Annotated in this window: 21 protein-coding genes; 8 read left to right on the top strand and 13 right to left on the bottom strand. The window is 71.1% G+C overall.

The window, feature by feature from the left end:
- The first annotated feature begins 97 nt into the window (after window positions 1–97).
- On the top strand, window positions 98–3,364 hold the full coding sequence (locus tag ACIBMZ_RS11400; RefSeq protein WP_396692590.1) for a S8 family serine peptidase: 3,267 nt from the start codon (window positions 98–100) through the stop codon (window positions 3,362–3,364).
- A gap of 95 nt (window positions 3,365–3,459) precedes the next feature.
- Here ACIBMZ_RS11400 and ACIBMZ_RS11395 read toward each other — a convergent pair whose 3' ends face one another.
- The 3 genes from ACIBMZ_RS11395 to ACIBMZ_RS11385 form a co-directional block, all read right to left on the bottom strand.
- Window positions 3,460–3,588 (bottom strand): hypothetical protein, encoded by a 129-nt coding sequence (locus ACIBMZ_RS11395; protein WP_396692588.1) that lies wholly within the window; start codon window positions 3,586–3,588, stop codon window positions 3,460–3,462.
- A gap of 219 nt (window positions 3,589–3,807) precedes the next feature.
- Window positions 3,808–4,260, bottom strand: coding sequence for a hypothetical protein (locus ACIBMZ_RS11390; protein WP_396692586.1), 453 nt, complete (start codon window positions 4,258–4,260; stop codon window positions 3,808–3,810).
- 53 nt (window positions 4,261–4,313) lie between these two features.
- The gene (locus tag ACIBMZ_RS11385; protein ID WP_396692584.1) at window positions 4,314–5,312 is read right to left on the bottom strand and encodes a 4-hydroxy-3-methylbut-2-enyl diphosphate reductase; all 999 of its coding nucleotides are present in this window, start codon (window positions 5,310–5,312) and stop codon (window positions 4,314–4,316) included.
- Between the two features lie 113 nt (window positions 5,313–5,425).
- Between ACIBMZ_RS11385 and xseA the strand changes: the two genes are divergently transcribed.
- Entirely contained in the window at window positions 5,426–6,679 is a 1,254-nt protein-coding gene (gene xseA / locus ACIBMZ_RS11380; RefSeq protein WP_396692583.1) for an exodeoxyribonuclease VII large subunit, read from the top strand.
- Between the two features lie 30 nt (window positions 6,680–6,709).
- The gene (locus ACIBMZ_RS11375) at window positions 6,710–6,931 is read left to right on the top strand and encodes an exodeoxyribonuclease VII small subunit (protein WP_396692582.1); all 222 of its coding nucleotides are present in this window, start codon (window positions 6,710–6,712) and stop codon (window positions 6,929–6,931) included.
- Between the two features lie 115 nt (window positions 6,932–7,046).
- Here ACIBMZ_RS11375 and ACIBMZ_RS11370 read toward each other — a convergent pair whose 3' ends face one another.
- Together ACIBMZ_RS11370 and ACIBMZ_RS11365 are read right to left on the bottom strand one after the other, a co-directional pair.
- Window positions 7,047–7,880, bottom strand: a complete 834-nt coding sequence (locus ACIBMZ_RS11370; protein WP_396692581.1) for a hypothetical protein — start codon at window positions 7,878–7,880, stop codon at window positions 7,047–7,049.
- 95 nt (window positions 7,881–7,975) lie between these two features.
- On the bottom strand, window positions 7,976–8,641 hold the full coding sequence (locus tag ACIBMZ_RS11365; protein ID WP_396692580.1) for a DUF4245 domain-containing protein: 666 nt from the start codon (window positions 8,639–8,641) through the stop codon (window positions 7,976–7,978).
- 148 nt (window positions 8,642–8,789) lie between these two features.
- On the opposite strand from ACIBMZ_RS11365, the gene glpX reads away from it, so the two are divergent.
- Together glpX and ACIBMZ_RS11355 are read left to right on the top strand one after the other, a co-directional pair.
- A complete protein-coding gene (gene glpX, locus ACIBMZ_RS11360) occupies window positions 8,790–9,821 on the top strand; it encodes a class II fructose-bisphosphatase (protein ID WP_396692579.1) in 1,032 nt (343 codons plus the stop codon).
- A gap of 29 nt (window positions 9,822–9,850) precedes the next feature.
- The gene (locus tag ACIBMZ_RS11355; protein ID WP_396692750.1) at window positions 9,851–10,891 is read left to right on the top strand and encodes a DMT family transporter; all 1,041 of its coding nucleotides are present in this window, start codon (window positions 9,851–9,853) and stop codon (window positions 10,889–10,891) included.
- Here ACIBMZ_RS11355 and ACIBMZ_RS11350 read toward each other — a convergent pair.
- From ACIBMZ_RS11350 to ACIBMZ_RS11330, 5 genes are all read right to left on the bottom strand, one after another.
- On the bottom strand, window positions 10,821–11,474 hold the full coding sequence (locus ACIBMZ_RS11350; RefSeq protein WP_396692578.1) for a rhomboid family intramembrane serine protease: 654 nt from the start codon (window positions 11,472–11,474) through the stop codon (window positions 10,821–10,823). The genes ACIBMZ_RS11355 and ACIBMZ_RS11350 overlap by 71 nt on opposite strands.
- A gap of 114 nt (window positions 11,475–11,588) precedes the next feature.
- The gene (locus ACIBMZ_RS11345; RefSeq protein WP_396692577.1) at window positions 11,589–12,263 is read right to left on the bottom strand and encodes a lytic transglycosylase domain-containing protein; all 675 of its coding nucleotides are present in this window, start codon (window positions 12,261–12,263) and stop codon (window positions 11,589–11,591) included.
- Between the two features lie 293 nt (window positions 12,264–12,556).
- Window positions 12,557–13,972: a PhoH family protein gene (locus ACIBMZ_RS11340; RefSeq protein WP_396692576.1), complete on the bottom strand. Its 1,416-nt coding sequence runs from the start codon at window positions 13,970–13,972 to the stop codon at window positions 12,557–12,559.
- 325 nt (window positions 13,973–14,297) lie between these two features.
- Window positions 14,298–14,630, bottom strand: a complete 333-nt coding sequence (locus ACIBMZ_RS11335) for a hypothetical protein (protein WP_396692575.1) — start codon at window positions 14,628–14,630, stop codon at window positions 14,298–14,300.
- A gap of 28 nt (window positions 14,631–14,658) precedes the next feature.
- Window positions 14,659–15,003 carry a hypothetical protein gene (locus tag ACIBMZ_RS11330; protein WP_396692574.1) on the bottom strand — a complete coding sequence of 115 codons (345 nt, stop codon included), beginning with the start codon at window positions 15,001–15,003 and terminating at the stop codon, window positions 14,659–14,661.
- Window positions 15,004–15,267: 264 nt separating this feature from the next.
- Between ACIBMZ_RS11330 and ACIBMZ_RS11325 the strand changes: the two genes are divergently transcribed.
- From ACIBMZ_RS11325 to otsB, 3 genes are all read left to right on the top strand, one after another.
- Entirely contained in the window at window positions 15,268–15,708 is a 441-nt protein-coding gene (locus tag ACIBMZ_RS11325; protein ID WP_396692572.1) for a helix-turn-helix domain-containing protein, read from the top strand.
- Between the two features lie 159 nt (window positions 15,709–15,867).
- A complete protein-coding gene (locus ACIBMZ_RS11320; RefSeq protein ID WP_396692570.1) occupies window positions 15,868–16,221 on the top strand; it encodes a hypothetical protein in 354 nt (117 codons plus the stop codon).
- Window positions 16,222–16,289: 68 nt separating this feature from the next.
- Window positions 16,290–17,114 carry a trehalose-phosphatase gene (otsB, locus tag ACIBMZ_RS11315; RefSeq protein ID WP_396692569.1) on the top strand — a complete coding sequence of 275 codons (825 nt, stop codon included), beginning with the start codon at window positions 16,290–16,292 and terminating at the stop codon, window positions 17,112–17,114.
- A gap of 24 nt (window positions 17,115–17,138) precedes the next feature.
- On the opposite strand, the gene ACIBMZ_RS11310 is transcribed toward otsB, so the two are convergent.
- The 3 genes from ACIBMZ_RS11310 to ACIBMZ_RS11300 all read right to left on the bottom strand — a co-directional run bounded on the left by ACIBMZ_RS11310 (window position 17,139) and on the right by ACIBMZ_RS11300 (window position 20,805).
- Window positions 17,139–17,909: an isoprenyl transferase gene (locus ACIBMZ_RS11310; protein WP_396692568.1), complete on the bottom strand. Its 771-nt coding sequence runs from the start codon at window positions 17,907–17,909 to the stop codon at window positions 17,139–17,141.
- 153 nt (window positions 17,910–18,062) lie between these two features.
- The gene (locus ACIBMZ_RS11305) at window positions 18,063–18,923 is read right to left on the bottom strand and encodes a hypothetical protein (RefSeq protein ID WP_396692567.1); all 861 of its coding nucleotides are present in this window, start codon (window positions 18,921–18,923) and stop codon (window positions 18,063–18,065) included.
- Window positions 18,924–18,954: 31 nt separating this feature from the next.
- Complete coding sequence (locus ACIBMZ_RS11300; protein WP_396692565.1) at window positions 18,955–20,805, bottom strand: phosphoenolpyruvate carboxykinase (GTP); 1,851 nt, start codon at window positions 20,803–20,805, stop codon at window positions 18,955–18,957.
- Window positions 20,806–21,133: the final 328 nt, after the last annotated feature.

The following is a 21,133-nucleotide window of genomic DNA, read 5'->3' as shown; positions in this document are numbered from 1 at the left end:
ACCTGTCGGTAGTGACATCGATGGTCGGCACCACGAAGGATTCGCCTCACGCGTGCCCTGCATCTGAGGGCGCCCTGTTCTCTGGAGGAAAGAGAACGTGAGTAAACCCCGAATCCTGAGCCGGCGTACCTCTGCCGCGCTCTTCGCCTCGGTCATGGCGGCGGGCGCCGTGACCGTGGTGGGCGGTACCGCCACCGCGAGCGCCGCCCCTGCCGGTCCCGACGCCGCGCAGGCCACCCCCGCCGAGGCGCTCGGCGAGCACGACGCCAAGCTGCTCTCCGAGGCAGAGGCGAAGAAGGCCCCCACCGTCACGATGATCGTCGCCACCGAGAAGGGCAAGGCGAAGGACGTCGCGGACGACCTCAAGGAGCTCGGCGCTGCGGTGACCGAGCGCTACGACACCATCGGGTACGTGCTGGCGAAGGTGCCGACCGGCAAGGCGGTCAAGGCCGCCACGCTGCCCGGCGTCGCCGCGGTCGACCTGGACGAGAAGATCCAGCTTCCCGACCCGAAGCCGGAGGTCGTCCAGGGCGCCAAGAAGGCCGAGAAGCAGGGCTCCACGCTCAGCGGCCCCGGCGCCAAGACGCCCGCCGACAACCCCTACATGCCGACCGGCGAGATCGGTGCGGTCAAGTTCGTCAAGCAGAACCCCAAGTGGGATGGGCGTGGCGTCACCATCGGCGTGATGGACTCCGGTGTGGACCTGGAGCACCCGGCGCTGCAGAAGACCACCACCGGTGAGCGCAAGATCGTCGACTGGGTCACCGCCACCGACCCGTTCGAGGACCCCACCTGGCGACCGATGATCACGCAGGTCACCGGACCGACGTTCACCGTCGCGGGCCGCACCTGGACCGCGCCGGCCGGCACCTACCGGTTCAACCTGTTCAGCGAGAGCATCACCGCCAACAGCGAGCCGGCCGGTGACGTCAACCGCGACGGGGACACCACCGACCAGTTCGGCGTCCTCTTCGACCCGGTGACCAACAACATCTGGGTGGACACCGACCAGGACGGCGACTTCACCGACGAGGCCCTGATGCGGCCGTACAAGGAGAAGTTCGACGTCAACTACTTCGGCACCGACAACCCGGCGACTCCGATCACCGAGCGGATGTCGTTCGTGGTCGAGTACCGCAAGAACGTCGACACCACCCCGCTCGGCGGCCCCGGCCTGGTGGACTACGTCAACATCGGCATCATCGAGGGCGCGCACGGCACGCACGTCGCCGGCATCACCGCCGCGAACAGCATGCTGGGCAACAGCGCGTTCAACGGTGCCGCCCCCGGCGCCAAGATCGTCTCCTCGCGCGCCTGCTCCTGGGGCGGCGGCTGCACGTACGCGGCGCTCACCACCGGCATGGCCGACCTGGTGATCAACCGTGGCGTCGACGTCATCAACATGTCGATCGGCGGCCTGCCGGCGCTCAACGACGGCAACAACGCCCGCGCCGTCCTCTACAACAACCTGATCACCACCTACGGTGTCCAGATGTTCATCTCCGCCGGCAACTCCGGCCCGGGTGTGAACACCATCGGCGACCCGTCCGCCTCCACCAACGTGGTCAGCGTGGCGGCCAGCGTCAGCAAGGACACCTGGCTGGCCAACTACGGCTCGGTGGTCAAGCAGAAGAACGCGCTGTTCAACTTCTCCTCGCGCGGCCCGCGTGAGGACGGTGGCGCCAAGCCGAACATCTCCGCCCCGGGTTCGGCCATCTCCACCACCCCGGTCTGGCAGGCCGGTAGCCCGGTCGCCGAGGCCGGCTACGCGCTTCCCTCGGGCTACGGCATGTTCAACGGTACGTCGATGGCCTCCCCGCAGGCCGCCGGTGGTGCCGCGCTGCTGCTCTCGGCCGCCAAGGCCACCGACCAGGGCGTGACCCCGGCCGCGCTGCGCCGGGCGATCTACAGCTCGGCCAAGCCGATCGCGGACACCCCCACCTTCGGGCAGGGCTACGGCATGTTCGACGTGCCGGGCGCGTGGAAGCTGCTGCGCAAGAGCAGCGAGCCGAACGACTACACCGCCGAGGCTCCGGTCTGCACCGTGCTCGCCGGCCAGCTCGCCACGCCGAACAGCGGCACCGGCGTGTACAACCGGTGTGACTCCGCCAACGGCGGGCACAAGGTCAACCAGTCGAAGTCGTACCAGGTCAAGCTGACCCGGACCAGCGGCCCGACCGGCAACGTGAAGCACAACATCGGGCTGCGCGGCAACGACGGCACCTTCTCGGCGCCGAAGAACGTCACGCTGCCGCTGAACCAGACCGTCACCATCACGGTCACCGCGAAGCCGAAGACCGCCGGGGCGCACGGCACGATCGTCACGGTCGACGACCCGCGTACCAACACGATCGACTTCGAGTTCTCCGCCGTCGTCATCGCCTCGAACGACGTCAGCAAGCCCGCCTTCGCCTACTCGGCGCGGGGCACCGTGGAGCGCAACAACACCACGTCGTACTTCGTGACGGTGCCGCCGGGCGCCGGTGCGCTGCAGGTGAACCTCTCCGGCATCGCCACCGGGTCGCAGACCCGCTTCATCGCCATCAACCCGTACGGCGTCCCGGTGGAGAGCACCTCCAGCCTGGCCTGCTACACCAACTTCGTCAGCACGGTCGTCTGCAACGCGTTCGAGCGTGACTACCAGAACCCGCTGCCGGGTGTCTGGGAGATCGAGGTGGAGTCGCGGCGGACCTCGCCGGCGCTGAACAACCCGTACCAGCTCCAGGCGCGGGTGCAGGGCGTCGCGGTCGAGCCGGCCGTGGTCGAGCTGCCGGCGGTCACCGCCGGTGTCCCGACCCCGGTGACCTGGTCGCTGAAGAACACCTTCGGCCCGGTCTCGGTGACCGGTCAGGGTGGCCCGCTGTCCAGCGTGCACGCCGAGCGGCCGACCATCGTCGAGCTGGCCGAGCAGGAGTTCACCGTCGAGGTGCCGGCGGGCGTCACCAGCTTCACCGCCCGCATCGGCAACCCGTCGAACGCCAGTGCCGACCTGGACCTGTTCGTCTACCGGGGCAGCACGCTGGTGGGGTACAACGCCGACGGTGACTCGGAGGAGTTCGTGACCCTCACCAACCCGGTGGCGGGCACCTACCGGGTCGTCGTGGAGGCGTACTCGGTGGACGGCGCCGGTGGCAGCACCGAGTACGACTACCGGGACTCGTTCTCGTCCCCGTCGCTCGGCACGCTGACCGCGTCGGGCGGCACGCTCACCCTGGCCAACGGCGCCACCGGCAGCCTCTCGGGCTCGGTGACCGCCCAGTCCGCCCCGTCCGCGGGTCGGGCGCTCTACGGTGAGCTGACCGTGGTGACCACCGAAGGCGCGATCGTCGGCCGCGGCGCGGTCTCCGTCGGCGCGGTGAACTGACACCACGCACCACCAGGAAGCCCGTCTCCGGCCCGTCCGGAGGCGGGCTTCCGCCTTCTCCGCTGCCCACTCCACCACCGCCGCCTGCCCGCCGATCATGGACTGTGGTCAGACCAGCCCAGCGCGACCAGCGTCAGCACCAGGACGACGACGAGCGCCGCCCAGGTCGCGCGGAGGTTCGTGTCGAAGGCGATGTCCAGGTCCGGTGGTCCGGGGCGGAACACTGCCGCCCGCCGGAAGGGTCGGCGGGCGTCGTGCGGTACGCGTCGACGACCGGCGCGACGAACGCCAGCGGCACCGACCGGGCACCCCCTCGCCGATCATGGACTTGCGGCGAGGGCAGAAGGCTCAAATCGCACCTAAACCCTCACCACAAGTCCATGATCGACGGGGGCTGCCGGGCGCGCCCCGGGGACACGTACCGCAACGCGGGTGGGGATGGGTCAGGCGCGTTTGGCGGTGGCGACCTGGAAGGGGGTGCCCTGCTGGCAGGTGGTCATCAGGGTCGGGTTGGGGCGGCCGGTCACGGTCACCGCGCCTCCGGCGGTGAGTACGTCCCGTGGCCCGCCCAACAGCAGGTAGCCGTCGAGCAGCAGGCAACCGGGCTCCACGCCGGCCTCGACCCGGCCGGTGAGCGTCATCTCGCCCGTGGTCGGGGGCGGGGTCGGCACGCCCCGGGTCTTGCCGGGCGGCGGCGGACTGGCCGGAGCGGTCGGGTCCACGGGGTCGGAGGGCGGGGGTACGGGGCCGGTCGGATCCGGGGTCGGCAGCTCGGTCACGGGTGACGCTCCCGTCGGAGTCGGGGCGGTGGGGCCGTTCCCGGCGTCCTGACCACCGCAGGCGACGAGCGCCGTACAGACGATCAACGCGGTGACGGCGATCCGAATGGTCCTCATGCCGGTCTGACGTGTCCGGACGGTCAGCCGTTCCATCGGGGCGGGCCGACGGATCAACTCTGCGCCGCCGCGGCGGCCTTCATGTCGCGCTTGAGCTCCTGTGGCAGCGAGAAGGTGAGGCGCTCGTTGGCGGTCACCACCTCCTCGACGTCGCCGAAGCCGCGCTCGGCCAGGTGCGCCAGCACCTGCTGGACCAACTCCTCCGGCACGCTCGCGCCGGAGGTGAGGCCCACCGTCCGGGCGTCGGCCAGCCAGGCGTCGTCGATCTCGTGGGCGAAGTCGACCAGGTGCCCGGCGCGGGCACCGGCGTCCAGGGCCACCTCGACCAGCCGTACGGAGTTGGAGGAGTTGCGGGAGCCGACCACGATCACCACGTCGCACTCGGCCGCGATCTCCTTGACCACGTGCTGCCGGTTGCTGGTGGCGTAGCAGATGTCGTCGCTGGGCGGCGACTGGAGCAGCGGCAGCCGCTTCTTGAGCCGGGCCACGGTCTCCAGGGTCTCGTCGACCGAGAGCGTGGTCTGCGACAGCCAGACGACCTTGCTCGGGTCGCGCACGGTGACCCGGTCGGCGTCCTCGGGGCCGTCCACCAACTGGATGTGCTCGGGGGCCTCGCCGGAGGTGCCGATGACCTCCTCGTGCCCCTCGTGGCCGATGAGCAGGATGTCGTAGTCCTCGGCGGCGAACCGCTTGGCCTCCTGGTGCACCTTGGTCACCAGCGGGCAGGTCGCGTCGATCGCCTTGAGCGACCGCTCCTTCGCCTGCTCGTAGACCTCGGGGGCCACGCCGTGCGCCGAGAAGATGACGGTGGCTCCCTCGGGAACCTCCTCGTTCTCCTCGACGAAGATCGCGCCCTGCGCCTCCAGCGTCCGCACCACGTGCTTGTTGTGCACGATCTCCTTGCGGACGTAGATCGGGGCACCGTAGAGCTTGAGCGCCTCCTCGACGGTCTGCACCGCCCGGTCGACGCCCGCGCAGTAACCACGGGGCTTCGCCAGCAGCACGCGCTTACCGGTCCCGGAAGTCCTCTCGCTCACAGTCACGTCCCCCATCGTACGTGCCGCCCGCGTCCCCGGCACCGCGCGCGCCCCGGCCACCGACCCCGTCGGCCGCCGCCCCGGCCATGATCAGCGGAGCGGTCGGTGGGTGGGCTTAGGGTGGGCGGGTGAGTACGGGTGGGGGGACGGCGACCGGGAACGGGACGACCGCCGGCACGGCGGCCAGCACGGCGGAGGAGCCGTGGCCGGTGCGGGTGGTCAGCCAGAAGATCGGCGCCTGGGTGGCACGCCTGGGTTGGGTCTGGGTGGACGGGCAGGTGGCGCAGATCAGCCGCCGCCCCGGCGCCGGCACGGTGTTCCTCACGCTGCGTGACCCGTCGGCCGACCTGAGCCTGACCGTCACCACCAACCGGGACGTGCTCGACTCCGGCGCGCCGGAGTTGCGCGAGGGTGCCCGCGTCGTGCTGCACGCCAAGCCGGAGTTCTACGCCGCCCGGGGCACGCTCAGCCTGCGGGCCGACGAGATCCGGCAGGTCGGACTCGGCGAGCTGCTGGCGCGGTTGGAGAAGCTCAAGAAGCTCCTCGCCGCCGAAGGGCTGTTCGACCGGGCCCGCAAGCGTCGGCCGCCGTTCCTGCCGCAACGGATCGGGCTGGTCACCGGCCGGGCCAGCGCCGCCGAGCGGGACGTGCTGACCAATGCCCGTCGCCGCTGGCCGGCGGTGGAGTTCCGGACGGTGAACGTGGCCGTCCAGGGTGCCGGGGCCGTGCCGCAGATCGTCGACGCGCTCAAGGTGCTGGACGGCGACCCGAGCATCGACGTGATCATCCTGGCCCGGGGCGGTGGCGGCATCGAGGACCTGCTGCCCTTCTCCGACGAGGCCCTGTGCCGGGCGGTGTTCGCCTGCCGTACGCCGGTGGTCAGCGCGATCGGCCACGAGACGGACGCGCCGCTGGTCGACTACGTGGCCGACGTCCGCGCGTCGACCCCCACCGACGCGGCCAAGCGGGTGGTGCCGGACCTGGCCGAGGAGGTCCGCCTGATCGGCCAGGCCCGGCACCGGTTGCGGCGCGCGGTGCACCACCTGGTCGACCGCGAGTCGCACCGGATCGAGTCGCTGCGGTCCCGACCGGCGCTGGCCCGCCCGCAGGTGATGGTGGAGCAGCGGGCCGGTGACCTGGCCGCCCTGCGGCAACGGGCCACGCGCTGCCTGGACCACCGCATCGCCGCCGCCGACGACGACCTGCGGCACACCCTTGCCCGGCTGCGCGCGCTCTCCCCGGCCGCCACCCTGGACCGGGGGTACGCCATCGTGCAGCGCGCCGACGGCCAGGTGGTGCGCGCCGCCGGCGACGTGGCGTCCGGCGACCCGCTGCGGGTACGCGTCGCCGACGGCGAGCTGTCCGCCACCGTGAACCCCTGACCTGTCGGCCCTCTGCTGGAGAAGGAAGCGATGACTGACGAGAAGACCGACGGGTCGGACGAGCGGCTCAGTTACGAACAGGCCCGCGCCGAGCTGGCGTCGGTGGTGGAGCGGCTGGAGGCCGGCGGGACGTCGCTGGAGGAGTCGCTGGCCCTGTGGGAGCGCGGCGAGGCGCTGGCGGTGATCTGCCAGCGTCGGCTCGACGGCGCGCGGGCCCGGATCGACGCCGCCCGCCAGGAGTCGACGGGCTGACCCCGGTGTCCGTCAGCGACGCCGGGCGGTCAGGGTCCGGCTCCCGCCCCGGACACGACGCGGCGGGAGCCGACAGGCTCCCGCCGCGTCTCGTCGCTGCCCCGAGATGGGCCGCTTACTTGAACAGGTTGTACAACTCCGGCGGCGCCTCGACGACCTGGTCGGCCGGGGGCTGCTGCGCGGCGGTCGCGTTGCCGTAGTCGCTGTACGTCATCTTGATCTCCTGGCCGGCGGCCGCCCCCGTCGGCGGCATCCGCAGCACCATCTCGGTGAGTCGGCCCTGCGCGTCGGTGGTGGCGGTGAAGGGCACCGCGTTTGCCTCCGGGCCGAGCGCGGTGATCACGCCCTGGTCCAGCGACCCGGCCTCGGCGGCCCTGGAGACGTCGATGGTGCCGGAGAAGTTTCCGTCGCCGGTGCGCTGCACCTCGGTGACCGCCTGGGTGAGCGCGGCGCTCCCGGCCGGGTCGACCTTGTCGAAGTCGAAGCCGAGGTTGCGGTTGCCCTGGATCCGACTCTGGTCGAGGTGCTGGAACTTGCCGAGGTTCAGCCGGTCGAGGCCGGGCACGCTGGACGCCGCGGCGCCCTTGAGATCCACCTTGACCCAACTGTCCGGCTTGGCGTGGATCAGGTCGAGGCTGATCGCCAGGTCGTCGGTCGGCTCGCCGAGGCGTACCCGGATCTCGGCGCTCTGACTCGGCTGGTGCACCTGCCCCTCGGCGATCGATCCGACGCCGGACATGGTGAACCGGAAGTTACCGTTGCTGATCTCCTTGGTCGAGTCCAGCAGCGCCTGCTTGGCCTCGGAGTCGGCGGCGGGCGCGCCGGAGCCGGTGGCGGACGGTGTCGCGGTGGTGGCGGGTGCGGTGTCACCGGAGGTCGTGCAGGCGGCGACGCCAGGCGTGAGCAGGGCGGCGGCCATGAGACCGGCGCTCAGTCTGCGAATGGTCATCGGTGTCTCCCAGCGGGTCACCCGACGCTTGCCGCGCCGGTGGCTCTCCTTTCCTGTTCCCTGCCGAGGCCGCCCGCAATCACCACGAAGCCCACTCAATCGACGGCGGTGGCCATCTCGCGCAGTTCGTTGTCCCGGGCGTCACCGACCACGACCACGGTCCGATCCGGCTCCAGCAGCACCAACGCCTGCTCGTTGCCCCGCCCGGTGTACCGCTGCCAGGTGCCGGAACCGAGATCGGCCTGTCCCTGCGGGCGTCCCTCCTCGGTCAGCTCGGTGGGCAGCAGCCGCTCCGGCGGCACGTTGCTCTGCACGAGTTGCAGACCCCGCCCCTCGGGAGTGAGATAGCCCACCCGCAGGGTCGCGCCCTCCTCCGTGGTCCGGTACGCCGCGCGCACCGTCTTCCAGCCGTCGGAGAGCCCGGTCGGCTCGGAGACCGGGAAGGCGGCGGCCGAGCGCGCCTGCTCGAAGGCGGGGGTCGGGTTCACCGTGCTCGGCGCGTCCCCACCGAGGAAACCCCGGGAGAAGGCGATCAGCAGGGCGATCGGGATCAGCAGTACCAGCAGCGAGATGGCCATGTCACGGGGGCGGCGCTCGGAGCGGCCCGGTGCGGTCTGCGCCGCCGGTGGCTCCCCGGCGGTCCGCGCCGGCTGCGGCCGGTCCTCGGGTACGTCCGGTCCGGCGGCCCGGTCGAGCGTCGGCTGCTCGGCCGTGGACGGCTGGTCTGCGGGTACGCGGTCGGCAGGCTGTGCGGGTTCCACCCGGCCATTCTCGCAGCCGCCCGACCGGCGGTATCCGGCCCATCACCGCCCCGCCCCGGTCGCGGGTCCGCCATCGTGTGAGGATCAGGAACGAAGCCGGTAGCACCCGGCCCGGTCGACCCCGCACCGCCGCGAGGAGGAGCCGAACGTGACGACGACCAGGACGCGTACCCCACAGAACCTCGACCGCAACATCGCCCTCGACCTGGTCCGCGTGACCGAGGCCGCGGCCATGGCCGCCGGCCGCTGGGTCGGTCGGGGCGACAAGGAGGGCGGTGACGGCGCCGCCGTCGACGCCATGCGCAAGCTGATCAACTCGATCCCGATGAAGGGTGTCGTGGTGATCGGCGAGGGCGAGAAGGACAACGCCCCGATGCTCTTCAACGGCGAGGAGGTCGGCGACGGCACCGGTCCGGAGGTGGACGTCGCCGTCGACCCGATCGACGGCACCACGCTGATGAGCAAGGGCATGCCGAACGCGCTCGCGGTGCTGGCGGTCGCCGAACGGGGCGCGATGTTCGACCCGAGCGCCGTGTTCTACATGGAGAAGCTCGCGGTCGGCCCGGCGTACGCGGACGTGGTGGACATCAACGCCGGGGTGGCCGACAACCTGCGCCGCATCGCCAAGGTCAAGGGCACCGGCCTCGACGAGGTGACGGTCTGCGTGCTCGACCGGTCCCGGCACGACGGGCTGGTCGAGGAGATCCGGCGGACCGGGGCGGGCATCCGGTTCATCTCCGACGGCGACATCGCCGGTGCCATCGCCGCCGCCCGGGGCGAGTCCGACGTCGACGTGCTGATGGGCATCGGCGGCACCCCGGAGGGGATCACCGCCGCCTGCGCGCTCAAGTGCATGGGCGGGATGATGCAGGCCAAGCTCTGGCCGCAGGACGACGCCGAGCGGGAGAAGGCGCTCGCCGCCGGGCACGACCTGGACCGCGTGCTCACCACCGACGACCTGGTCACCGGGGACAACTGCTTCTTCGTGGCGACCGGCGTCACCTCCGGTGACCTGCTGCGCGGCGTGCGCTACCGCTCGGGTGGGGCGTACACCCAGTCGATCGTGATGCGGTCCAAGAGCGGCACGATCCGGGTGATCGACTCGTTCCACAGGTTGGAGAAGCTCGCGCTCTACTCGGCGGTGGACTTCGACGGCCGCCCGCTGGACGAACAGGCTTGAGTCAGGGCGCGACGGCGACCGGGCCGACGGTGTCGGCCGGTCGGCGGGCCGGTGCCGTGGCGCTGGGTGCCGTCGCCGGGGTCGCCGTCGCCGTCCAGTCGCGGATCAACGGCGAGCTGGGCGTACGGCTCGACGACGGGGTCGCCGCCGCCCTGGTCTCGTTCGGTCTGGGGCTTCTGGTGCTGGTGGTCCTCGGGGTCGCCAGCGCGAACGGGCGTCGGGGTCTGTCCGCGCTGCGCGCCGCGCTCGGCACCGGCCGGCTGCGGATCTGGCAGTGCCTCGGCGGTGTGTGCGGGGCGTTCCTCGTCTTCACCCAGGGCGCCACGGTCGGGGCGCTCGGCGTCGCCGTGTTCACCGTGGCGGTGGTGGCCGGTCAGTCCGGCAGCAGCCTGGCCGTGGACCGGGCCGGGGTCGGTCCGGGTGGGCGGCAACCGGTGACGCTCGCCCGGCTCGCCGGTGCGGTGCTCACCGTGGCGGCGGTGCTGCTGGCCGTCAGGGACCGGCTGGCCGAGCCGGCCGCCCTCGGCCTGGCCCTGTTGCCGCTGCTGGCCGGTATCGGGGTGGCCTGGCAGCAGGCGGTGAACGGACGGGTCCGCGAGGCGACCGGGAGCACGGTGACGGCCACGTTGGTCAACTTCACCGTCGGCACGGCGGCCCTGCTGGCCGTCTTCGCGGTCAGCCTCGTCGTACGCGGCGCGCCCACCGGCGGCCTGCCCGCCGAGCCGTGGCTCTATCTGGGCGGGCCGATCGGGGTGACCTTCATCGCGGTGGCCGCGGCGGTGGTCCGCTTCACCGGGGTGCTGCTGCTCGCCCTGGCCACGGTCGCCGGGCAGATCGTCGGCGCGGTGCTGCTGGACGTGCTGCTGCCGTCCGCCGACACCGGCCCGGCCGCGAGCACGGTGATCGGCGCGGCACTCACCCTGGTCGCGGTGCTGATCGCCGCGCTCGGTGGGCGGATCGGCGCGACCACCCGGGCTCGACGGCGTGGGGCTGCCCAGGTCAGGGCATCGTCATCGGAGACTCGGAGCGGTACGGCCCGTCCAGGTCGGTCCGGCGACGCCGGAAGATGATCGCGGCCACGATGCCGCCGAGCAGCCCGAACAGGTGTCCCTGCCAGGAGATCCGCTCGTCGGTGGGCAGGACGCCGACCAACTGGCCGCCGTAGAGCAGGCCGACCAGCAGGAACACGGCGAAGTTCCACCAGCTCCGCTCGAAGATGCCCCGGGTCAGCAGGATGCCGAGGTAGCCGAAGATGACGCCGCTGGCGCCCACCACGATCGTGTTGGGCGAGCCGGTGAACCACACACCCAAGCCACTGACCAGCACGATCACCAGGGTCGACCAGAGGAACCGCCGGGCTCCGGCGGCCAGCACGAAGGTGCCGAGCAGGATCAGCGGGATGCTGTTGCTGTAGAGGTGGTCGAAGCCGTGGTGCAGGAACGGTGAGAAGAAGACGCCGTCCAGCCCGTCGATGCGCTGCGGGATGATGCCGGCGGCGGCGTCGAAGCCGGCGCCCAGCCACTGGTCGAGGCCCTCGATCAGGAAGAGGACCGGCACCACCGCGCACATGGCGACGAAGGCTCGGCCGATCGAGGAGTAGAAGGCCTCGGTGCCGAACCGGTGGGGGTCGCCGCTTCCGGGCTGCAGGGTCACCCGTCAACAGCTATCAGCAATCGCGGTCGGCCGCCACTTTTCGCCGCGCACCGAGACGACGGCGGCGGTACGCGAGTGCCGCGTACCGCCGCCGTCGACGTGCTCAGGGGTGACTCAGTAGTAGCCCGAACTCTGCGACTTGGCCCAGGCGCCGCAGGGGTTGCTGTACCGGCCCTTGATGTAGCCGAGCCCCCAGGTGATCTGGGTGGCCGGGTTGGTCTGCCAGTCGGCGCCGACCGAGGCCATCTTGTTACCCGGGTACGCCTGCGGGATGCCGTAGGCGCCGGAGGAGGGATTGCGGGCCTTGTGGTTCCAGCCGCTCTCCTTGTTCCACAGCTTGTCGAGGCAGGGGAACTGGTCGATCTCGAAGCCCGCGTCGATCATCATCGCGCAACCGATCTTGCGGTTGCCGCCGTACTCCGCGCAGGAGGCGGGGATCGGGCCGTCGTACGGCCGGGCGGCCCGCGCCGCGGCCTCTCGGGCCTTCCGCTCCTCCTCGGCCTTCTTGCGCGCCGCCTCTTCGGCCTTGCGGGCCTTCTCGGCGGCGGCACGGGCCCGCTTCCTGGTCTCGGTGGCCTGTTCCCGAGCGGTGCGAACCTGGCGGGAGACCTGCTGCGGCTCCTGCCGGTACTCGACGTCCAACTCGGTGACACTTCCGGCCACCTGCGCGCCGGGGCCCTGGCGCTGAGACTGGCGGTCCTCGCTGAGGTAGAAACCGCCGGCCACGCCCATGCTCAGCAGCGCGACGGCTGTGGCGCGGGCGGTGAACCGGCTCCATGGCCGACTCACGTGGTGATCCCTTCGTCGGGGTCAGGGACGCGGCGTGACCACGGCCGTACCGGGCCGAGGCGCGCCGCGAGCGCCCGCCACCGGTGAGGCCGGTGGCCGAAGACGCACCCCGTCCGCTTCCCGGCGAATCGGCCGACTCCCCTCGCGGGGTGACGAACGATCACCAACGATGCGTCAGGTGCGTGGGCGCCCGCTGGACACCATCGCGCACGGTGAGGCTGATGGGAAACCGCCAGCCCCGATTGTGACATGGGTCACGGGAAATAACAGCTTTAAAACGCCCTAAACGGGCGTCATTGGGGGACATCCTCCAACAGGTCGGTCACCATCGCGGCGATCGGAGATCGCTCCGATCGGCTGAGCGTGACGTGCGCGAACAGGTGATGACCCTTGAGCGCCTCGATCACCGCGGTCACGCCGTCGTGCCGACCGACGCGCAGGTTGTCCCGCTGCGCGACGTCGTGGGTCAGCACCACCCGGGAGCCCTGCCCGATGCGGGACAGCACGGTCAGCAGGACACCGCGCTCCAACGACTGCGCCTCGTCCACGATGACGAACGCGTCGTGCAGGCTCCGGCCCCGGATGTGTGTCAGCGGCAGCACCTCGAGCAGCCCCCGGGAGGTCACCTCCTCCAGGACGTTCTCGTGGATCACCGCGCCGAGCGTGTCGAAGACCGCCTGCGCCCAGGGCGACATCTTCTCCGACTCCGACCCCGGCAGGTACCCCAGTTCCTGGCCACCGACGGCGTACAGCGGGCGGAAGACGACCACCTTCTTGTGCCGGCGGCGCTCCATCACCGCCTCCAGCCCCGCGCAGAGCGCCAGGGCGGACTTGCCGGTGCCGGCCCGGCCACCGAGCGAGACGATGCCGATCGACTCGTCGAGCAGCAGGTCGAGGGCGATCCGCTGCTCCGCCGAACGCCCGTGCACGCCGAACGCCTCACGGTCGCCGCGCACCAGCCGTACGGTCTTGTCCGGCAGCACCCGGGCGAGCGCCGAACCCCGGGCGGAGTGCAGCACCAGACCGGTGTGGCAGGGCAGGCCGGCGGCCTCGTCCACGTCGATGGTCTCGCCGCCGTAGAGCCGGGAGATGTCCTCCTCGCCCAGCTCCAGCTCCGCCATCCCGGTCCAGGTCGGGTCACTCGCCTGGCCGTGCCGGTACTCGTCGGCCCGCAGCCCGACCGAGGCGGCCTTGACCCGCAACGGCATGTCCTTGCTGACCAGGGTCACCTCCCGCCCCTCCGCGGCGAGGTTCAACGCGACGGAGAGGATCCGGGCGTCGTTGGACTCGTTACGGAACCCGGGCGGCAACACCCCGTCGTCGGTGTGGTTCAGCTCCACCCGCAGCGTGCCGCCGACGTCGTTGGCGGGCACCGGCCGGTCCAACCGGCCGTGGCGCACCCGCAACTCGTCCAGCATGCGTAGCGACTGGCGGGCGAACCAGCCCAGCTCGGGATGGTGTCGCTTGCCCTCCAACTCGGAGATCACCACCAGCGGAAGCACCACCTCGTGCTCGGCGAAGCGGTGGAAGGCCGCCGGGTCGCTGAGGAGCACGGAGGTGTCCAGGACGAAGGATTGGCCCGCTGGTCGGGGCTCCCTGGTGTCCGCCGACCCGGCCGCGGCGGTACGGCGGCTGCGGGTGGTGCGGCGAGTCGTGGCAGTCGAGGCCGGGCTCTGGTCGGCACCGGGGGTAGTACGGCGAGTCGTCACAGGCCTGCTCCGGCGGATGGGCACCCGGCCACCCGCGGTCCGCCTCCTCCGGTGCCCGGCTTGACACGGGGTCGGATGCGGGCCCCGTGTGCGAGGTCGCAGGCCGGGCGGGCCGGCTGGCTCGGGACAATCCCGCGCCATGCCTAGACGCTAGCCGCCCGCACCCGTCCCGGCTAGTGGCCTTTCGTTAACTGCTGGTGCCATGGGCACCCTCGGGTGGCGGACCGGCCGGGATGCATGCCCCCTGCGCGCATCCCGGCCGGTGGACCACCGCCACCGGGTCGGCGGGCCCGGCGGCGCGCCGGACCGGCCGTCGACCGGCGGCTCAACCGGGTCGCCGGACCAGTGTGCTGGTCGGGTGCCGCCCGACGACCGAGGCGGCCGGCTCGGTGAACGACGAGCCGGTGTACGTGGTGCCGGCCCGGACGGCCGCGGCGGACACCCGTTTGGCGGGCGCGGTGACCGCCAGCGCGGTGGCGATCGCCGCCTGAGCGTCCCGGCGACGCCGGTTCCACGCTCCCCGGTCACCGTCGAAGTACCCCTGCCGGTAGCCGAAGCGGTAGCCGATCCGATAGCTGAGCTGCCCGTGCAGCCGACCGGCGGCGTAGCTGGTGGCGGCCAGCACCAGGACGAGGAAGATCGCGAGGAACGGGCTCATCCGGCGGCTCCGGTTCCCCGCCCGCCGGTCACTTCTCCTCCGGTTCGACGGTGGTGGGGTCGGCGATCAGCAACCGGTCGAGATCGTCGGTGCCGATCTCCTCGACCAGCTCGACGCTGACCCGGCAGCCGTCCAGCACCACCTCGGCCACCGAGGACCGACGGATCTCCCCGCCGGCGTCGTAGACCCGGACGCTGAGTTCCGGGCAACCGAGGTGGGTACGCCAGGCATTCCACTCGGCCCGGTCGCCGACCGACAGCGACAGGTAGCGACAGCCCCGGGCGAGATAGAGCCGCCACGGCGCGATCAGTCCGGCGGCGACCCCCTCCGCGATCAGACCGAACGCCTGGGCACGGGTCGCGAGTTCGGTCACCACTCCCCCCTTGCACCGAGCGCGTGACGCAGCTGAGCACCTATCGTCTCATTCACGTGACACACCGTAGGTTGTCCCATGGGCGTGACAGTATCAGCTTTTCGTTCGTTTGCCCCGACACCCACGGACATCTATCCTGCCCAGGTGACACCCCTCAGGAACAGTGCTTCACGCCGAAATGCCAGGCCAGGATCAGCGTCACGCAAGCGTGACAAAGGCGCGCCCGGGACGTCTTCCCGGGCGCATTCGCCGTACGGTCACCAGGTGACCGAGACGGCCAACGCGCGGAAGATCGCCTTCGCCACCTTCGTCCGACGCGCCATCGAGGAGGCCCGGGCCACCCGGGCGTGGAGCGGCACCGAGGTCTCCCGGCGCACCGGCGTCTCACGCCAGACCATCAACCGCTGGGTCCGTGGCGACTGGGCCAGCGACCCGGAGGCGGAACGGGTGGTGGCGTTCTGCGAGGGGCTCGGGCTCGACCCGGCCGCCGCCTTCACGGCACTCGGCTGGGACCGTACGGCCTCGCGCCGGTCCGCCCCGCCGGCGCCGCCGATGGACCCCGACGTCGAGGCGCTGCTGCGTCGACTGGTCGACCCGGAGGTCTCCGACGCGGAGAAGTTCCACATTAGAGAAACCATTCGTTATCTCGCATATCGCCCGACCCTGCCGGCCGGTGTCCGAAAACGAGGCGACGCCGCCAGCTAGTTCCTCAGATGGCGAAAGAACGCCAGGTCAGCCTCATTCGTTTCGCTACGGGGTCGGAACGGGCGCGCTAGCGTCCGTATTCGTACTGCTTGGGCTCGTCGTCGGCGGGGGGACGGGACAAGGCCGAACCCAGCCCTGCGGGACAGAAGGGGGTCTGTGATGACCCTGAAATGGATGGCGGTCGTGGTCGCGACGGTCTCGTTGACGCTCTGCGTCACCGGGAACGCGGTCACCCTGGCCCTGAACGGCGGGCAGCTTCCCCTGCTCGTGAACCTTCTCGCGCTCACCACCGCGGCCACCGCGATCGTCCTGGCCGTCCTCGCCGAGCTGCACGACCGGCTCGACGACCGGCTCACCGCGCTCACCGAGTTCCTGGTGGAGCGGCTCCGGGAGATCGAGGCGCACACCGGCGACCGGAACACCGGTTTCGTGGAGGGCTACCTGCTCAGCCACGGCCGGGAAGCCGCCGTGGTGCCCTTCGTACGTCGGGGACGGGGAACCGCCGAACGCTGACCCCGCCCGGCGCCCGCGCCGGATCCACGCCAGGAATGACCGGCCGATGCCGGGGTACGCTGACGCGCGTGCCGCCGTTGAATCTGGGCAACCAGCCGCCGAAGACCCCGTTGAACGCCGACCAGGCCTGGCAGACGACCGCCGACCGGGCAGCCGAGACCATCCTCTTCTTCGATTTCGACGGCACACTCGCGCCAGTGGCCGACGACCCGACGCAGGTGCAGGCCGCGCCGAAGGTGCTGGCCGCGATCGAGACACTCGCCCCGGTCGTGCGCCGGATCGCGATCGTCTCCGCGCGTCCGGTGGAGTTCCTCCGCGAGCACTTCGGTGGGCTCACCGGTGTCGACCTCTACGGCCTCTACGGCCTGGAGCACAGCCACTCGGGCGGCGAGACCGTCACCGAGCCGGCCGCGCTGCCCTGGGTGCCGACCATGGCCGAGCTGGCCGAGCTGGCCCGGGCCGAGCTACCGGCGGGTGCGCTCGTCGAGTACAAGCGGCTCTCCGTGGCGCTGCACTGGCGTACCGCCCCGCAGTTGGCCGCCACCGTCGAGGAGTGGGGTCGCGCGCAGGCCGACCGCCTCGGGCTGCGGTTGCAGGTGGGGCGGATGGTGCTGGAGATCAAGCCACCGGTCGACCGCGACAAGGGCATGGTGATCGGCGAGCTGGTGCAGGGCGTCGGCGGTGCCTGGTATTTCGGCGACGACGTCTCCGACATCAAGGCCTTCGCCGCGCTGCGGGCCCGCGCCGCCGAGGACCCCGACTTCCTGGGTGTCTGCGTCGCGGTGGCCAACCCGGAGACCGGCGACGAGGTCGCCGAGGCCGCCGACCTCACCATCGACTCCCCCGCCGCGCTGGGCGACTTCCTCACCCAGGCCACCCACCACCTCACCTGAGGTCCTTCGCCGGTACGGCGGCGGTCAGACGCCGTACCGGCGCTGGCGGGTGGCGTACGAGCGCAGGGCGCGGAGGAAGTCGACCCGGCGGAAGTCCGGCCAGTTGAGTTCGCAGAAGTAGAACTCCGAGTGCGCCGACTGCCAGAGCATGAAGCCCGACATGCGCTGCTCACCACTGGTGCGGATGATCAGATCCGGATCCGGCAGCCCCCGGGTGTAGAGGTGCTCGGAGATGTCGTCGACGTCCAGCGAGCCGGCCAGATCCTCCAGCGTGCCGCCGTTGGCCGCCTGTTCCAGCAGCAGCGAACGCACCGCGTCGATGATCTCCCGCCGGCCGCCGTACCCGACCGCGATGTTGACCTGGGCGCCGCCGCTGCGGTCCCGGGTGCGCTCCTCGGCGGCCTTGAGCGCGGCGGCGTGCTGGGCGGGCAACACGTCCAGCGCGCCGACCATCCGCAGCCGCCACGGGTTGCCCTGCTCGGCCAGCTCGGTGGTCAGATCCTCGATGATCTGGAGCAGCGGGTCGAGCTGCTCCGCCGGCCGCGACAGGTTGTCGGTGGAGAGCAGCCAGAGCGTCACGTGGCCGACACCGGCGGCGTCGCACCAGCGCAGCAGTTCCTTGATGCGCTCCGCACCCATCCGGTGACCGTCGTTGGGGTCGACCAACCCCATCTCGCGGGCCCACCTACGGTTGCCGTCGCACATCACGCCCACGTGCTGCGGCACGGGACGGCCCGCGAGCTTGGCGGTCAGCCGCCGCTCGTAGACGGAGTAGAGAATTTTCCGCAGAGTCATCACCTTGCAGGGTAGCGAGCCCTCACCCGGATCGGGGTGCCGGTGGCCGACACCACGCCGCAGTCCGTTCGCACCGCTCCTCGTCCGCCCCGCACCCCGCCCACCACCTGCGCCGACAGCCGACGCGGGCGGCTGTCGCCGACGCGGCGGGAGCTAGCTCGGGGGCGTCGGGGCGGGGACCCGGGCGGCTCGCCGCACGCCGTAGACCGCGAGGACCACGGCGGCGACCAGCGGGGCACCGTCCCGGACCAGACCGTCGACGCCGAGCAGCCACCAGCACAGCGGCAGGTCGACCGCGAGGACGGCGACGCTGACCACCACGAGCAGGGTGCCCGCCCAGCGCTTCCCGCGCAGCAGGAAGGCGGTGCAGAACAGCACCAGATAGCTGGTCGCGATGCCGGCGCCGAGCCAGAGCAGCACCGCCGGCACGGCGAGCAGTCGACCGTCGAGGATCCCGGCGGTGGCGACCAGGGCGGGCACCAGCATCAGCGGGCTGTAGGTGAACGCGGCGACCCGGCTGGTGAGCAGCCAGGCGTTCGCCTCCGGGCGGCGCGGTGGGGTTTCGCGGAAGGAGATGCCGGAACGGTCGATGACCAGCCGGGAACGGTGCCGCACCAGGTGCCCGGCGACCGCCGGAGACCGGTACAGCAGCCAGACCACGGCGGCGCAGAGCACGGTGAGCAGGGCGAAGCCGAGCAGGCCGGGCAGCGGTGGCACGCCCTGCCGGGGCACGATCAGCCGCCCCACCGCGAAGACCGTGGTGATCGCCAGGATCAGGCCGAGTGGGCGGGCCACCGTCCGGCCCCGGCGTACGTGGCCGATCAGCAACAGGAAGCCGAACGAGCGCAGCATCGCCCACCCGGTCCGTACCGCCAGGCCGAAGCCCTGCTCCGGCGTGTACCACCAGTTGAGCACCTCGACCACGACGGTGGCCGCGGCGGTCACGGCGAGCAGTGCGGTCAGCGCCCGGACGGCGGACGGCCGCCGGACCTCGGTCTCGGCGGCCGTCCTCATGGGATCCGATGATGCCCGGATCCGGCGTCGATCACACCCCGCGCTGCGGCTGCTCCGCGTCGAGTCGGGCGCGCAGGGCGTCCAACTCGGCCCAGAGGACACCGGGCAGCTTGTCGCCGAACTTCTCGAACCACTCGGTGACCAGCGGCAACTCGTCGCGCCACTCGGCCGGGTCGACCTTCAGCGCGATGCGGACGTCCTCCGGCGTCATGTCCAGGCCGTCGACGTCGAGCGCGTCCGGGGTCGGGACCATGCCGATCGGCGTCTCCACGGCCTCGGCACGACCCTCGATCCGCTCGATGACCCACTTGAGGACCCGGGAGTTCTCCCCGAAGCCGGGCCAGAGGAAGTTGCCCTCCGGGTCCTTGCGGAACCAGTTGACGTAGTAGACCCGGGGCAGCTTCGACTCGTCGCCGTCGGCGCCCTTGCCCATCTCGATCCAGTGCCGGAAGTAGTCACCGGCGTGGTAGCCGATGAACGGCAGCATCGCCATCGGGTCACGCCGCACCACGCCGACCGCGCCGGAGGCGGCGGCGGTGGTCTCCGAGGAGAGCGTGGCACCCATGTAGACGCCGTGCACCCAGTCCCGCGCCTCGGTCACCAGCGGGACGGTGTCCCGCCGCCGACCGCCGAACAGGATGGCGTCGATCGGGACGCCGTTCGGGTCGAAGTAGTCGTCGGCCAGGATCGGGCACTGGGTGATCGGCGTGCAGAACCGGCTGTTCGCGTGCGAGGAGAGGTTCTCGCTCTCCGGCGTCCAGTCGTTGCCCTTCCAGTCGATCAGGTGCGCCGGCGGCTCGCCGAGGCCCTCCCACCAGATGTCGCCGTCGTCGGTCAGGGCGACGTTGGTGAAGACCGAGTTGCCCTGCTCCAGCGTCCGCATCGCGTTGGCGTTGGTCTTCCAGTCGGTGCCGGGCGCGACGCCGAACAGCCCGTACTCCGGGTTGACCGCGTAGAGCCGACCGTCCGGACCGAAGCGCATCCAGGCGATGTCGTCGCCGATCGTCTCGACCTTCCAGCCCGGGATGGTCGGCTCCAGCATGGCCAGGTTGGTCTTGCCGCAGGCGGACGGGAACGCGCCGGCGATGTGGTAGACCCGACCCTCCGGCGAGGTGATCTTGAGGATCAGCATGTGCTCGGCGAGCCAGCCCTCGTCCCGCCCCATCACGCTGGCGATCCGCAGCGAGTAGCACTTCTTGCCGAGCAGCGAGTTGCCGCCGTACCCGGAGCCGTAGGACCAGATCTCCCGGCTCTCCGGGAAGTGCGAGATGTACTTGGTCTCGTTGCACGGCCAGGCGACGTCCTGCTGGCCCGGGGCGAGCGGCGCGCCGATCGAGTGCAGCGCGCGGACGAAGTCCGCGTCGTCGCCCATCGCTTCCAGGATCTTGGCGCCCATCCGGGTCATGATCCGCATGGACGCGACCACGTACGGGCTGTCGGTGATCTCGACACCGAACATGGGCTCCTCGGCCTCGACCGGGCCCATGACGAACGGGATGACGTACATCGTCCGTCCGCGCATCGAACCGCGGTAGAGCGGGGTCATGGTCCGCTTCATCTCGGCGGGGGCCATCCAGTTGTTGGTGGGCCCGGCATCCGCTTCGTCCACGGAGCAGATGAAGGTGCGCTCCTCGACCCGTGCGACATCCGTCGGGTCGGTGCGGGCGTAGAACGAGTTGGGCTTCTTCTCGGGGTTCAACCGGATGAGCGTGCCCGCATCGACGAGTTCGTCGGTGAGGCGACGCCATTCCTGATCGGAGCCGTCCACCCAGACGACCTGCTCAGGGGTGGTCAGTTCAGCGACCTCACGGACCCAGGCGAGGAGTTTGGGGTGGGACGTCGGGGCTTGATCGATTCCCCTGACGGTGGCCGGAGCAACCATGACACATCTCCTTGTGGTCGACGCTGACCGGTCTATGGAGTGCACGAGTCTCGGCGCCGCGATGCGTCGCCTTCGTGGAAACATGGGATTGGGCTCAGCGTAAACCGATGTACAGCTCCAGTCAGTGGGACTGGTTGTGAAGAACTGCACAAGGTGCGGCCACGCTGCGGCATCACGAGCCTTTACCCGCTTTCACGCGCAGTTTCACGCAAATCCTGCGGCCGACCTGAGGTCGGCGGCCCCGCAGCAAAGAGTCACAGGTCACTTTTCGACTTCGTGAGCGGAAGAGGAAAACAACACCGAATCGCAGCCGCCCGGTTACGCTCCG

Source organism: Micromonospora sp. NPDC049900 (assembly GCF_044461025.1).
Lineage (GTDB): Bacteria > Actinomycetota > Actinomycetes > Mycobacteriales > Micromonosporaceae > Micromonospora.
This window is presented reverse-complemented; position numbering and strand designations above follow the sequence as displayed.